We start from the raw sequence: 14,131 nt of genomic DNA on the forward strand, positions 1-14,131 counted from the left end.
AGACATCTATTTGTCTGGCTTTTAATTTTTTGAAGGGATAAGTTAATGGGTGGTTTTTTTAGTGTTATTTGGTAAAATTTGCCGCAATTGTTATATGGCGCAAAACTAACGCTTTTTTTTTCTGTTGTTGTAATAATAGTAGCAACTATACTAGGGCTTATCTTTGCATTATTTAAAATTTCACACAATCCTGTATTTAAAAAAACAGGTGAAGTATATGTCCATATTTTTAGAGGTTTGCCTTTACTTGTAGAAATTTTCTATATTTACTTTGCACTTCCAATGATATTACCATTACACAAATGGTTTCATCCTTATTTTACACCGATTGCAGGTATACTGGCACTTTCTTTAAATGAAGGTGCATATATTACAGAAATTATAAGAGCAGGCATTTTATCTATAGGAAAGGGTCAAACAGAAGCAGCCTATAGTATTGGTATGACAAAATACCAAACCATGAGATATATTATTCTGCCTCAAGCTTTTAAGCGTATGATTCCTCCTTTAGTTAATCAATTTATACAAACTATTAAAGATACTTCCCTATTATCTGTGATTTCTATATCAGAGCTAACAAGACAAGGTCAAATTATTATTTCTACGACATTTGCATCACTTCAAATCTGGACTGCAGTAGCTGTGATTTATTTAGCAATGATTTTTACATTAACTGGAATTTCTGGGTATTTAGAAAGGAGATTTAAAATTGATAAACGCTAAGAATGTTAAAAAAAGTTTTGGAAAAAATTTGGTACTAAAAGGTGTGTCTTTATCAGTTAAGCCAAAAGAAGTCGTTGTTATAATGGGTGCATCTGGTTCTGGTAAAAGTACTTTTTTGAGATGTTTGAATGGATTGGAAAAAGTCGATAGCGGGGAAATTTATATTAACAATGTCGAGATTACACACAACAAAACTAACTTAAATTTAGTAAGAAGAGAAGTTGGTATGGTTTTTCAGCATTTTAACTTATTTGCTCATCTATCTGTGCTTGATAATATTACAATTGGACCGGTTAAAGTGCTTGGAAAGTCTAAAGAAGAAGCCGAAAATATAGCCATGAATTTGCTAAAAAAAGTTGGTTTGGAAGAAAAAGCTAATAATTACCCGGATGAGTTGTCTGGTGGTCAACAACAGCGTGTTGCAATTGCCAGGGCGTTGGCAATGAACCCCATTGTAATGTTGTTTGATGAACCCACAAGTGCTCTTGATCCTGAGATGGTAGGAGAAGTGCTTTCTGTTATGAGAAATTTAGCCAAAGAAGGCATGACAATGATTGTTGTAACTCACGAAATGGGATTTGCTCGTGAAGTTGGAGATCGAGTTGTTTTTATGGACGACGGTCAGATTGTGGAAGAAGGTTCACCACAGGAAATTTTTACAAACCCAAAACAAGAACGCACTAAAGCTTTTATTAGCAAAATTCTCTAGATGCAAAACACTAAAAAAGGTTATTTATACTTAGCAATTTGTATTGCATCCTGGGCGCTTATACCAATTGCATCAAAAGAAATTTTAAGTAATCTGGATAATATTCAGATGCTTTTTTACTCAAGTGTAATATCTACATTTGTTCTTTTTTTATTTGTAATTTTTCAAAAAAAAATTAAGCTTTTATTTTCATATAAATTTGAAGATTATTTCTATATGGCTTTGATTGGATTTATTGGGATTTATTTTAATTATCTCATGCTTTATAAAGCTTTTAGTATTGCAGATGCTGCTGTAGTTTTTATATTAAACTACACATGGCCAGTATTTTTGTTTATTTTTTCAATATTTGTATTTAAAGAAAAATTAACAATAAGAAAAATTTTTGCTATTTTAATAAGTTTTTTTGGTATAACTATTATTATAACAAAAGGAAATATAGCTAAAATTAACTTTGGGAATATTGAAGGGGATTTTTTTGCAATACTTGCAGCTTTAAGTGCCGCAACATATTCTATTATAGGGAAGAAAAAAGATTTTGAAAAAACTACAAGTGTCTTTTTCTATTTTTTATTTGTTTTATTTTTTATTACACCAACATTATTTATACTATCTTCTTTTAAAATTCCTGACATAAAGAGCTTAATTTGGTTATTTATAAATGGTACATTTATAAATGGTATTAGTTTTATATTTTGGTTTAAAGCTCTTGAGCATCTAAAAACGCATATTATATCAAATGCAATATACTTAACACCATTTTTATCTTTGATTTACTTAAATATCTTTTTGGGTCAAAAGATATTTATTTCATCAGTGATTGGGTTAATGTTTATTGCAAGCTCAATTATAATCGTGTCTATAAAACCACATGCTCTTGATTAATTTGCAAAAGTGATTATAATTTGAAAATAAAAGGAGGTAAGGAATGCCAAACAGTATTTTAAGAACACAAGAACAAGCAATAAGCGCGTCAAGCTTTATAAGTAAAGTTTACTTATGGATGTTTTTCGGTCTTGGCTTAACTTTTTTGGTATCTTATGCAGTTTCTATTAACAAGCAAATTACGATGGCTATTGCAGCAAATCCTATATTATTTTGGGTATTAGTAATTGGGGAGCTGGGTTTAGTTTTTACAATTAGTGCCGGGATAAATAAACTCAATGCCCAGGTGGCAGCTTTTTTATTTGTTCTATATAGTTTACTAAACGGTGTTACTTTGTCTTTTATTTTTTTAGCATATACGCAAACCGTGATTGCTTCAGCTTTTGGAACAAGCGCTTTAATGTTTTTAATAATGAGTTTATTTGGATTAACCACTAAGAAAGATTTAACTGGATTTGGGCATTTTTTGTTTATGGGTTTGATTGGCGTTATTATTGCAAGTGTCGTTAATATATTCTTAAAAAGTCCAATGATGTACTTTGTTATAAGTGTAATCGGTGTAATTGTGTTTGCGGGTCTTGCAGCCTATGATAATCAAAAATTAAAACAAATGAGTTATTCAATTGATGTAGAAGATAGCTCTGGTGTATTAAAAGGATCTGTAATTGGAGCACTTGCTTTATACCTTGATTTTATAAACCTATTTTTAATGCTTTTAAATTTGTTCGGAATGGGGAAAAGAGAATAAGTACTAAATTAGTATGAATTTGTAAGGTTGTTATTTTTTTGTTTTTTAAAATGTGATATATCAGATATCAGATGGAAATAAATTTAAAGTCATTACGAGAGCAGGTATATGAATATTTAAAAGATCAAATAAACAAACAAAACTTAAAAGGTGGTGACTATATTGATATAAATGCTTTATCCAACAAGCTCAAAATAAGTAAAACACCTTTAAGAGATGCTCTTTTGCAGCTTGAAATGGAAGGTTTTGTTACGATTAAACCCAGAAAAGGCATATTGATAAATGAGCTGAGCCTGGAAGAAATTAAATATTTTTATGAAATTATTGGAGCTTTAGAATGTTCTATAATACACAAGGTATGTAGTCATATTGATACCAATATAATTGAAAAACTAAAAGAATTCAACACAAAAATGCAAAAAGCAATAGATGATTCAGATTTTGACCTTTACTATAAAAACAATGTAGATTTTCATAATACTTACCTTTGTTTAAGTAAAAATCACCACGCGCTTAAGATAATTGATAACTTGCGCCAAAGGCTTTACGATTTTCCAAGAAAAAAATATTATTTACCAGAATGGGAAAAAAGGTCTATAAAAGAACATGATATATTTATAGATCTATTGCAAAATGATTGTTTAAAAGCTGCATTATTTATCAAAGATGTACATTGGTCATTTGATGTTCAGAAAGAATTTATTATGGAGTATTATTTTAAATGAAAGGTTTAATTTTCGATATAAAAAAATATTCCATACACGATGGTGAAGGTATTAGAACAACTGTTTTTTTTAAAGGTTGCCCATTGAATTGTTTGTGGTGCCATAATCCGGAAAGTCAAAGTTTTAAGACTCAAATTATTCATTATAGTGATAAATGCATTAATTGTAAAACCTGTGAAATTGTCTGTAAAAAACATGCTATTAAAGTAATTGACAAAAAAGTATATATTGATAATTTTTCTTGCGATTTATGTATTGATTGTACAAAGAGCTGTCCTACGGGTGCACTATCTTCAATTGGCACGCTCTACAGTGTAGATGAAATATTAGATGAGATACTAAAAGACAAAATATTTTACACAAACGGTGGTGTTACAATTTCTGGTGGAGAACCTTTTCTGCAAATAAATTTTTTAATGGCTCTTCTTAAAAAACTTAAAGAAAACCATATACATATTGCAATAGATACATGTGGTTATACAAAATTTTCAAATATAAAAAATGCGGCTGTTTATGCTGATCAATTTTTATATGATTTAAAAATAATGGATCCAGTTTTGCACATAAAATACACTGGTGTTTCCAATGAAATCATACTTGAAAATTTAGAAAAGCTATCAAACATTGCAAGAGACAAAATTAATATAAGGCTCCCAATAATCCCAACAATTAACGATAATCTTGATAATCTTTCACAAACAGCTAATTTTTTAAAAAAACTAAAAATATCAAAAATAGATATACTTGCCTATCATAATTTTATGGTTGATAAATACAAAAGACTCAACATGGACTTTAAACTAAAACACATCAAAAAGCCTAAAGATGAAGAAATTAACTCAATAGTAAATTTTTTTAGATCTCAAGATTTTACAGTTGAGGTAGGAGGCTAATTATGCAAATAAATTGTTCTATAGTTGATTTTAAAAAACCGAAAACATTAAGAGGCTGCACCACGCGTGTAAAAAATCTCTACAAACAAAGTATTCAGGCTCAAGAAAAAATATCTGTAGAAAGGGCAATGCTTTTAACAGAGTTTTATAAAAATAATAATATTGATAGTATACCTTTAAAACGAGCTGCTGCATTTGATTATATATTGGAAAATAAAAAAGTAACAATATTTGAAGGAGAACTTATTGTTGGGGAAAGAGGTGAATTGCCAAAAGCAACACCAACTTACCCTGAAATAAATCTACATTCTTTAGAAGACTTAAAAATTTTAAATGAAAGAGAAAAAGTACCATATAAGGTGGATAAAGAAGTATTTGAGCTATACAAAGATGTAATAATTCCATATTGGAGTGGTAAAACCATAAGAGAAAAAATATTTTCAAACATGGATAAAGCATGGTTGAACACATTTGAAGCTGGTATTTTTACAGAATTTATGGAACAAAGAGCGCCTGGACACACAGTTTTAGGTGATAGGATATATAAATTTGGTATGCTGGATATAATTGATCAGATAGATCAGACAATAGTTGATTTAAAAAACGATTCAGATAGCTTAAGTAAAATTGAAGAACTCCAAGCAATGAAAATTGCTGCAAAAGCAATAATCAAATTTGCCCGCAGGTATGCTGAACAAGCTTTGGAGCTTTCAAAAACCGAGCATGACCAAAAAAGAAAAGAAGAGTTATTAGAAATTGCAAGAATTTGTAATAAGGTTCCAGCCTATAAACCAGATAGTTTTTATGAAGCCCTTCAATATTACTGGTTTGTCCATCTGGGTGTTGTAATTGAGCTTAACGGTTGGGATTCGTTTAGTCCTGGTAAATTAGATATGCATTTGTATCCATTTTATAAAAAAGATATAGAAAATGGTAATCTAACAAAAGAAAAAGCAAGAGAGTTGTTAGAGTGTTTATGGATAAAATTCTATAATCATCCGGCTGTAGCAAAAGTTGGAGTAACAGCACAGGAAAGCGCAACATACACTGATTTTGCTCAAATAAATTTAGGGGGATTAGATGAAAAAGGCAACCCCAGCGTTAATGAGTTGTCTTATTTAATACTGGATGTAATTGAAGAAATGCGACTTGTACAACCAAATCCATCAATCCATGTAAGTAAAAAAACGCCAGATGAATTTATCAAAAGAGCCATAGATATAATAAAAACCGGTTTTGGACAACCTGCTATTTTTAATGCTGATGCTGTTGTTCAAGAATTGCTAAGGCAAGGTAAATCTATAGAAGATGCAAGGCTTGGTGGTACAAGCGGTTGTGTGGAATCAGGTGCTTTTGGAAAAGAAAGTTATACTTTAACAGGTTATTTTAGTCTTCCAAAAGTTTTGGAAATTACATTAAATAATGGTATAGATCCCTTAACAAACAAACAAATAGGTTTAAAAACAGGTGATTTTAAAGATTTTGAAACATTCAATGAATTATTTGATGCTTTTAAAAAACAACTAAAATACTTTATAGATGTGAAAATTAAAGGTAACCTTGTTATTGAGCAGATATATGCAAAATACTGCCCTGCCCCGTTTTTATCAATTTTAATTGATGATTGCGTAAAAAATGGCAAAGACTTTAATGCAGGCGGCGCAAGGTACAATACCTGTTATATACAGGGTACAGGCATTGGTACAATTACTGATAGTCTTTCAAGTATAAAGTATCTTGTATTTGAGAAAAAAACAATAAAGCCACAAGATTTACTTTCAATGCTAAAATCCAATTTTGAAGGTTTTGAAGTTCAAAGGCAAATTATGCTCAATAAAGTGCCAAAATATGGAAATGATGATGATTATGCAGATACTATTATGCAAGAAGTATTTGAAGAATTTTTTAATAATATTGATGGTAAAGCAACATACAAAGGCGGGACATTTAGAATAAATATGCTTCCCACAACTGTACATGTTTATTTTGGATCAAAAATGCTTGCAACACCTGATGGTAGACTAGCATATGAACCGATTTCTGAAGGTATATCACCAGTGCAGGGTGCAGATAGAAAAGGACCAACTGCTGTTATAAAATCTGCATCAAAGATGGATCACATAAAAACTGGCGGAACACTGCTTAATATGAAATTTACGCCAGATTTGTTGAAAGACAAAAAAGGTACAGATGCATTAGTTAGTTTAATTAGAGCTTACTTTAAGCTAGATGGTCATCATGTGCAATTTAATGTTGTTGATGCGCATACTCTAAGGCAAGCCCAAAAAAAACCTCAAGATTACTCTGATTTGATAGTAAGGGTAGCAGGATACAGTGATTATTTTTGCCATTTAAATGAACAGTTGCAAAATGAAATCATAGCAAGGACAGAGCATAGTTTTAAATAAGAATAAAATAGTTTTAGCAAGTTTAATTGGTATAATAGGCGTAAGTTTTGCATCTATTTTTATAAAAGAATGTGCAAATGTCCCAAGTATTGTTTTATCAATGTACAGACTTGATATTGCAGCTTTTATATTGCTTTTAATGAATTTTATAAACAAGAACAAATTATTTCCTTTATCTAGAAAAGAACTTTTATTGGGTTTTGCAAGCGGTGTTTTTTTGGCTTTGCATTTTTATTTTTGGATTGCTTCATTGAAATATACATCTATTGCAAGTTCTGTTGTGCTTGTTAGTACAAACCCATTTTTTGTTGTAGTATTGTCTTTAATTCTAATGAAAGAAAAAATTTCGCCAAAGGTAGTAATTGCATTAATCGCATCTTTTGTTGGTACAGTTATTATAACAGCAAGCGATGGCAATCTTTTAAGTGAAAAAATTGACAAAACATCTTTATTTGGAGATATTTTAGCAATTATTGGTGCTTTTAGCGTAAGTTTTTACTTTATTATTGGCTCCAAACTAAGGAAAAATATGGATACAAACAGATACGTTACTTTAGTATATACTTTTGCTGCAATTTTTATAACTATATTGGCTATATTTGCAAATGAGGATATCATACATTACTCAAGCAGAGATTTTTCTTTTATTTTTTTACTTGCTATTGTGCCGCAGCTCATTGGACATACGGCATTTAACTGGGCATTAAAGTATTTAAAAGCCACTGCTGTAGCAATTACAACTTTAGGTGAAATTATTGGCTCTACGGTGCTGGCCTATATTTTTTTTCAGCAAACAATTGATTTGTGGCAATCAATTGGCATTTTGTTCATTATGAGTGCTATAGTTATATCCTTTAGGTATGGAAAAGTTTAATTTGTTTTTTTCAAAAAAATACTTATAATTATTTAACATGAAGCATTATTACGCTTTAACCGTTATTGGTAAAGATAAACCAGGTATTGTAAGCAGTGTGGCAAAGGTTTTATACGAGTGGGATTTTAATATAGAGGATTCTTCGTCAACGCTTTTGAGGGATCAGTTTTCTATGATACTCATTGTGTCAACAGAAAAAGAAGTGGGTTTAATTGACCTTAAAAAAGCTTTTGCAAAAGCAAGAAAAGACTTACAACTAAGTATATCTGTTCGAAAAATCGAAGTTTTAGATGAACAAAAGCCACAAACCAAACATTATATGATTTCGATATATGGTAGTGACAAAAAAGGTATTGTTTATAAAACCACAAAGGCTTTAAGTGATTTAGATATAAATATTGTTGATTTAAAAACAAGGGTTTCTGGAGCAAAAAAAGATATATACATAATGATCTTGGAAGTTGAAGTGCCACCAAAAGTAAATATAGGCAAAGTAAACGAGATTTTAGATGACATTGTAAAAGAAATGGGTGTTGACTTTTCAATCAGACCTGTTGAGTCTTACAATATATGAATGATAGAAATCGTAAAGTTTCCAGATAAACTTTTAAAAAAACAATCGCTTTATGTAGATACAATTAATAGTGAAGTGCTTTCTATTATAGATAAGCTCACATTTGTCCTTGATTTTTACAATCATTGTGTTGGCATTGCTGCTGTTCAAATTGGCCATTTGGTAAGAATTGTTGCTGTTGATGTATCAAAGACAAAAAATAAAAACCATGGTAGACTTATTATGATAAATCCTGTTGTTATAGAAAAAAGCACAGATGAAATAGTTACAAAAGAAGGTTGTCTTAGCGTGCCAGATTATTTGGGATATGTTGCAAGGCCAAAGAAAATAACTGTGGAATATGTAGATTTAAACGGAAAAAGACAGGTTTTGGAAGCAAAAAGGTTTGAAGCAGTTGTTATTCAACATGAGGTAGATCATTTAGATGGTATATTGTTTTTAGATAAAATTGTATCTTCAAACCAATTAATCAAGAGGTTGTAAAATGATATATAAGCTTCACTCAGACTATAAACCCACAGGCGATCAGCCACATGCAATAAAAAATTTAAGCGAAAATATAAAAAAAGGCATTAAATTTCAAACATTAATTGGTGTAACGGGAAGTGGTAAAACTTTTACGATAGCAAATGTGATTAAAAATATTGATAAACCTGTACTTGTTATTTCACACAATAAAACTCTTGCAAGTCAGCTTTATACAGAATTTGCAAATTTTTTTCCAGAAAATGCAGTTGAATACTTTATCAGCTATTACGATTATTATCAGCCAGAAGCATATGTACCAAGAACAGACACATATATAGCCAAAGACTCATCCATAAACGACGAAATAGATAGACTAAGGCAAAAAGCTACAATGAGTTTACTTACAAGAAAAGATGTTATTGTTGTTGCAAGTGTTTCTTGTATTTACGGTATAGGCGAAAAAGAAGACTATGAAGGTATGTGTTTTAAAATTAATGTAGGAGATAAACTAAACATAAGAAAATTTTTGGAAATTTTAGTTGAACTTTTGTATAAAAGAAACGATATTGATTTTGAAAGGGGTAATTTTCGCGTAAGAGGAGATATTGTTGATGTTTACTTGTCATACTTTAAAAATATGGCGCTGAGAGTTGAGTTTTTTGACGATACAATTGAAAAAATATCAATTTTTGACCCTTTAACAGCTAAACTAATTGAAAAAAAAGATTCTGTTGTGATTTTTCCAGCTAGCCATTATGTATCAACAAAGCAAAAACGAGATATAGCCATTCACAGAATCAGGGAAGAGCTAAGAGAGCGCATTCAGTACTTTAAATCTCAAAATAAACTTTTGGAAGCTCAGCGTATAGAAGAAAGGGTTAATTTTGATCTTGAAATGATTGAACAAACAGGTACATGCAGTGGTATTGAAAATTACTCTATCCATTTTTCAAATAGACTACCAGGTGAGCCTCCTATATCATTAATTGATTATTTTAATAAAAACTTTTTACTCATAATAGATGAGTCTCATGTTACAATACCTCAGATAAAAGGTATGTATGAAGGCGATTATTCTAGAAAAAAAACACTTGTTGATTATGGTTTTAGACTTCCTAGTGCATTAGATAATAGACCGCTTAAGTTTGATGAATTTATGCAAAAGATAGACCAGGTAATATTTGTTTCTGCTACGCCTTCTGATTTTGAACTTGAGCTTTCAAGGCCGTACATTATAGAGCAAATTATACGCCCAACTGGTCTTATGGATCCAGAAATTATTGTAAAGCCAATGGATAATGCCATAGACGATTTATTTTCTGAAATTAAAAATAGTACAAAAGCAGGCTACAAAGTGCTGGTTACCACACTTACAAAAAAAATGGCAGAAGATGTAAGCGAGTATTACAACAATTTAGGTCTTAGGGTAAAATATATGCATTCAGAAATCGATGCCATAGAGCGCGCTAAAATTATATGGGATTTAAGAAACAATAAATTTGATTGTTTGGTAGGTGTTAACTTGCTAAGGGAAGGCCTTGATATACCAGAAGTGAATTTAGTAGCTATATTGGATGCAGATAAAGAAGGTTTTTTAAGAAGCAAAACAAGTCTTATACAAACAGCAGGAAGAGCAGCCAGAAACGCTACATCCAAAGTAATTTTTTATGCTAACAATATAACAAAATCTATGCAAGAAGCTATAAATGAAACATTAAGAAGAAGAAAGATTCAAGAAGACTATAATATTAAAAATAATATAACTCCAACCACAATAATAAAAAATAAAAATAGCAAAGTTTTAGAGATGTGTGATTTAGATTATTTAGAAAATCCTCAAATTGACAATGTAAAAAAGAAAGATATACCAAAAATTATCAGCAAACTTTATAGACAGATGAAAGAAGCATCCCAGAAAATGGAATTCGAAAAGGCAATTGAGTATAGAAACGAGATTGAAAGATTAAAGAAACTTGACATGGAGTTGGTTTAGGATACAATTAAAACCAGGAGGTATTATGCTTAGATTAGAAAATATCAAATATTCTCGCAATTCGAAAGAAATAATAAAGGGTGTTACTATAAATTTTGAAGATAATAAGATTACATCTATTATAGGAAGCAACGGTGTAGGAAAATCTACACTTGCTTATATTATAATGGGTTTGTCGGATTATAAGCCAAATGATGGCAAAATTTATTTAGATGATAAAGATATAACAAATTTCAGTATTACTGAGCGAGCCAGGTTGGGTATAAGTTTGCTGTGGCAGGAACCTGCCAGATTTGAAGGTTTAACTGTAAAAGATTATTTGAGCCTGGGTGGAAAAATAAAACTTGATGTTATAAAAGATGCATTAAACCTTGTAAGATTGAATCCAGATGTTTATCTGAGTCGTTATGTAGATAAAAAGCTATCTGGGGGCGAGAGAAAACGGGTTGAAATTGCAAGCTGTATTTTGTTAAAACCAAAGTTTTTAATTATGGACGAACCAGATTCTGGTATAGATTTAATGAGCCTTGATATGATAGTTGATATTATGAAGTATTTGAAAGATAATGGCACAGGTGTTATAGTTATAACTCACAGAGAAGAGATTGCAACTCATAGTGATTATTCTTATCTAATTTGTGATGGCAAAGTTCTAAAAAGTGGTGTATGTAGTGATATTATTGATTATTATAGAAGTACATGTGATCTATGTGATAATGTCAATGCACCAAAGGAGAACCTAATATGATTGATATAGTAAAAGCATATGAAGATGAATTTAATCAGTTAGTTGAGTTATATGAGAAAAATACAAACGATAATTCTTTAAAAAACAAAGGTGTAGCATCTATAATTGTTAGTGGAAATAAAGTTGTTGGCTTAAATACGCTTAAAGGAATAGATGTAAAATCTAAAACGCGTGGTGATGGTGTTGTAATAATTGATGTAGATATTCAGGATAATACAGTTATTCCAATACCAGTTCATCTATGCACAGGTTTTCTTGAAAAAAAGGGAGAACAATTGTTGCAGTTTAATTATAATATTGGAGCCAATGTTAAAGTCAGGTTTAAATCACACTGTATTTTAACTAAAATCGAAAAATTACACCATAAAATGATATCGCAAATGTATATTGGCAAAAACTCATTTGTTACATACGAAGATGAGCATTTTCATGATGAAAATGGAGGAATATTTGTAGAGACTATAACATATGCAAAGCTGGATAAAAATGCATTTTTTCAAAGCAAATTTTATGCTACAAAAACACGCATTGGCAGGATTAACGTGGTTATGGATTTCGACTTGGATGATTATGCCAAAGCTGATTTAGAAAGCAAAATTTATGGCAAAAAAGATGATAAAATAGATATCCAGGAGATTTTAAGATTAAATGGACAGTACTCATCAGGTATTGCAAAATCATCCATATTTGCAACGGATTCTACTGAAGCAAATGTAATAAATGAAGCCTACGGCAACGGTGCTTATTCTAAAGGCCACATTGAATGCAATGAGGTTGTAAAAGGCTCTAATGTTCTTGTATCAACAGTGCCTATTTTAAAAGTGGTAAATGAAAAATCTGAATTGACGCACGAAGCAAGTGTTGGACGCATAAGGCAAGACCAGCTTGATATTTTGATGTCAAAAGGATTAGATGAGGAAGAAGCAGTTAATATAATTGTAAACGGTTTGATTAGCTAATGATTTCTATTCTTTTGATTAGCATTATTGCACTTACTTTACTTGAAGCTATATTTGATGGAGCTGAGATCGGAATTTTATCTTTAAACCCAGAACATATAGATTCGAAATCAAAAATTTCTTCTATAATATTAAATTACACAAAAAATCCACAAAAATTATTATCTGCGGCATTGGTAGGTACAAATGTTGCTTTAGTACTATCTTCTTACATTGGAGCTTATTTAAGTGAAAAAATTTTTAATAATTCATTTATTGCTATAATTTTTTTATGGCCTGTAGCGGTTATTTTTGGTCAGATTTTACCTAAGATACTATACCGTAATTACCCGATTTTTTTAACAAGAAAAACCATTCTTGTAGTGTATATTTTTAATTTAATATTTTATCCCATCATTACTTTGATGTTTTATTTATCCAATGTTTTGCAAAAAAGTTTTTCTGATAAATCAAAGCAAAGTACACCCACACGTGATGAAATTAAAATGATTGTAAAAAGTAAGTATTTTAAACGCAACATTTCCGATTTAGAAGCCCAAATGATTAATCAGATTGTGGCATTTAAAGAAAAAAAAGCTCAAGAAATAATGATTCCTTTAAAAAAAGTTTTCATGCTTGAAGAAAATCAAACTATTAGTGATTTGGCTTTAGCTAACAAAGATAATGACTATACGCGAATACCAATATTTAGAGAAAGAGTTGATAATATTGTTGGTATTGTAAATGTGTATGATTTAGTTGATGCAAAACTAGATGAGCCACTAAAGAAATATGCACAAGAGCCAGTATATTTTCCCGAGCATACATTAGTTGAAAACATATTTTTAAAAATGAAGAAAGATGGCTTGAGAATGGTAGTTATAGTTGATGAGTATGGTAGTTGTAGTGGTATTATAACCATTGAAGATTGTCTGGAAGAAATTTTTGGAGAAATTGAAGATGAATACGATATAGCAGAACACAAGATTATAAATACAAAAGGTGGATTTTTAGTTGATGCAGACATTGAAATTGAAAAAATAAATGAAATTTTGCCTATAAATATTGAAAAGATACCCGAATATGAAACATTAGGTGGTTTTTTGCTTTATAAATTTGGCTACATTCCTCAGAAAGGTGAAAAAATTATTCATAATAACTTTGTTTTTGAAGTTAAATCTCGAGATAATAAGAATATTAAAAAGGTGCTAATAAGAAATGCTTAAATTATTTTTGCTTATTTTATTTGGTATTTATATTTACTATGTTATAAGAAAGAAAAGAAAAATAAAGCAAAATACAGCTGGTTCACAACTGGATGAACTGGTAAAATGTGAGAATTGTGGCATATACTTTTCAAAAAAGAAAGCAATTCGTTACAAAAATTTGTTTTTTTGCTCTAAAAAGTGTAAAAAACAATATGAAGATAAGGTAGGGAGGTAAAA

General features: G+C 30.2%; 15 protein-coding genes. All 15 read left to right on the forward strand.

The features are described 5' to 3' along the window. Positions 1-78 precede the first annotated feature (78 nt). The 15 genes from BLQ93_RS03935 to BLQ93_RS09860 all read left to right on the forward strand — a co-directional run bounded on the left by BLQ93_RS03935 (position 79) and on the right by BLQ93_RS09860 (position 14,129). On the forward strand, positions 79-723 hold the full coding sequence (locus BLQ93_RS03935) for an amino acid ABC transporter permease (RefSeq protein WP_216818735.1): 645 nt from the start codon (positions 79-81) through the stop codon (positions 721-723). Continuing rightward, entirely contained in the window at positions 710-1,432 is a 723-nt protein-coding gene (locus BLQ93_RS03940) for an amino acid ABC transporter ATP-binding protein (RefSeq protein ID WP_092128313.1), read from the forward strand. Before BLQ93_RS03935 ends, BLQ93_RS03940 begins: the two co-directional genes overlap by 14 nt. Continuing rightward, a complete protein-coding gene (locus BLQ93_RS03945) occupies positions 1,433-2,317 on the forward strand; it encodes a DMT family transporter (protein ID WP_092128315.1) in 885 nt (294 codons plus the stop codon). Between the two features lie 43 nt (positions 2,318-2,360). Beyond that, on the forward strand, positions 2,361-3,065 hold the full coding sequence (locus BLQ93_RS03950) for a Bax inhibitor-1/YccA family protein (RefSeq protein ID WP_092128317.1): 705 nt from the start codon (positions 2,361-2,363) through the stop codon (positions 3,063-3,065). 71 nt (positions 3,066-3,136) lie between these two features. Continuing rightward, positions 3,137-3,790 (forward strand): GntR family transcriptional regulator, encoded by a 654-nt coding sequence (locus BLQ93_RS03955; protein ID WP_025391872.1) that lies wholly within the window; start codon positions 3,137-3,139, stop codon positions 3,788-3,790. Beyond that, positions 3,787-4,683 (forward strand): glycyl-radical enzyme activating protein, encoded by an 897-nt coding sequence (locus BLQ93_RS03960; protein ID WP_092128319.1) that lies wholly within the window; start codon positions 3,787-3,789, stop codon positions 4,681-4,683. The genes BLQ93_RS03955 and BLQ93_RS03960 overlap by 4 nt, the downstream gene beginning before the upstream one ends. 2 nt (positions 4,684-4,685) lie before the next feature. Beyond that, positions 4,686-7,091 (forward strand): trans-4-hydroxy-L-proline dehydratase, encoded by a 2,406-nt coding sequence (hypD, locus tag BLQ93_RS03965; protein WP_092128321.1) that lies wholly within the window; start codon positions 4,686-4,688, stop codon positions 7,089-7,091. A 7-nt stretch (positions 7,092-7,098) separates the two neighbouring features. After that, positions 7,099-7,965 carry a DMT family transporter gene (locus BLQ93_RS03970; RefSeq protein ID WP_281182322.1) on the forward strand — a complete coding sequence of 289 codons (867 nt, stop codon included), beginning with the start codon at positions 7,099-7,101 and terminating at the stop codon, positions 7,963-7,965. Between the two features lie 37 nt (positions 7,966-8,002). Beyond that, a complete protein-coding gene (locus BLQ93_RS03975; RefSeq protein WP_092128325.1) occupies positions 8,003-8,539 on the forward strand; it encodes a glycine cleavage system transcriptional repressor in 537 nt (178 codons plus the stop codon). Continuing rightward, on the forward strand, positions 8,540-9,022 hold the full coding sequence (gene def, locus BLQ93_RS03980) for a peptide deformylase (RefSeq protein ID WP_092128327.1): 483 nt from the start codon (positions 8,540-8,542) through the stop codon (positions 9,020-9,022). 1 nt (position 9,023) lies between these two features. Continuing rightward, on the forward strand, positions 9,024-11,000 hold the full coding sequence (gene uvrB / locus BLQ93_RS03985) for an excinuclease ABC subunit UvrB (protein ID WP_092128329.1): 1,977 nt from the start codon (positions 9,024-9,026) through the stop codon (positions 10,998-11,000). 25 nt (positions 11,001-11,025) lie between these two features. Continuing rightward, positions 11,026-11,748, forward strand: coding sequence for an ATP-binding cassette domain-containing protein (locus BLQ93_RS03990; RefSeq protein WP_092128331.1), 723 nt, complete (start codon positions 11,026-11,028; stop codon positions 11,746-11,748). Further along, entirely contained in the window at positions 11,745-12,707 is a 963-nt protein-coding gene (locus BLQ93_RS03995) for a SufB/SufD family protein (RefSeq protein WP_245670442.1), read from the forward strand. Before BLQ93_RS03990 ends, BLQ93_RS03995 begins: the two co-directional genes overlap by 4 nt. Beyond that, positions 12,707-13,912: a hemolysin family protein gene (locus BLQ93_RS04000; RefSeq protein ID WP_025391881.1), complete on the forward strand. Its 1,206-nt coding sequence runs from the start codon at positions 12,707-12,709 to the stop codon at positions 13,910-13,912. The genes BLQ93_RS03995 and BLQ93_RS04000 overlap by 1 nt, the downstream gene beginning before the upstream one ends. Beyond that, entirely contained in the window at positions 13,905-14,129 is a 225-nt protein-coding gene (locus BLQ93_RS09860) for a PP0621 family protein (RefSeq protein WP_025391882.1), read from the forward strand. The genes BLQ93_RS04000 and BLQ93_RS09860 overlap by 8 nt, the downstream gene beginning before the upstream one ends. Positions 14,130-14,131: the final 2 nt, after the last annotated feature.

Origin of the sequence: Desulfurella multipotens (genome assembly GCF_900101285.1) — a bacterium.
Taxonomy (GTDB): Bacteria; Campylobacterota_A; Desulfurellia; order Desulfurellales; family Desulfurellaceae; genus Desulfurella; species Desulfurella acetivorans.